Annotated in this window: 1 protein-coding gene and 1 pseudogene; both read right to left on the reverse strand. The window is 72.6% G+C overall.

Annotated features, from left to right (window positions below; all coding sequences use genetic code 11):
• Positions 1 to 318, reverse strand: a 318-nt coding sequence (locus BN903_RS12755; protein WP_048078091.1) for a sugar phosphate nucleotidyltransferase, incomplete at its 3' end; no start/stop codon positions are given.
• Positions 319 to 418: 100 nt separating this feature from the next.
• A pseudogene (locus BN903_RS12760) lies at positions 419 to 849 on the reverse strand (phosphoglucosamine mutase); the annotation flags it as partial.

Genomic DNA, 849 nt, shown 5'->3' on the forward strand with positions numbered 1-849 from the left:
GACCACGTCGCCGTTGAGCACGAGGAAGTCGTCGTCGACGACCGGCTCGGCCTGCGCCACGGCGTGGGCGGTCCCCAGCGCCTCGGCCTGCTCGACGTAGTGGACCGGACGGTCGCGATACGACTCACCGATCGACTCGCGGATCGCGTCGCCGCGGTACCCCGTCACGACGACGAACTCGTCGACGACTTCGCGGGCGGCCTCGAACACCTGTTCGAGCAGCGAGCGGTTCCCGACCGGCAGGAGCGGTTTCGGTCGGCGGTCCGTCAGCGGTCGCATCCGGGTCCCGCGGCCGGCCGCGAGCACGACTCCGTACATGTGCGGCACCGACGGCGGGCCGGGGTTTAGCCGCTGCGGTCAGTGGCGAGACCTGCCGATTACGGTCGAGACCGGGGTGGTCGCCCGCCGCGGTCGAGACCTACTGCCCGCGATCCGCGGCGGCCCGGTCGACGAGGTCGCGGGCCGTCTCGAACAGCCCGGTTACGTCGGCTTCGTCGCGCGCTTCGGCGGTGATCCGCACCAGCGGCTCTGTGCCGCTCGCGCGCACGAGGAACCAACCCGCGTCGGTCTCCACGCGGATCCCGTCGAGCGTCGAGACGTCGTCGTACTCGGCGGCCGCGATCTCGCCGACACGCTCGACGATCGCCCGCTTCGCCTCGGTGCGCACCGAGTCCCGCCGGATCGGATACGCGGGGAGGTCGTCGACCATCGCGGCGAGCGATCCCTCCGCGCCCACCAGCGCGGCCAGGGTACAGGCGGCGAGAGGGCCGTCCGGACACCGCGTCTGTGCCGGCCAGATCCACGCCCCGCTGGGCTCGCCGCCGAACACCACGTCGGGCTTCGTCGTCT

This window comes from Halorubrum sp. AJ67, assembly GCF_000513435.1.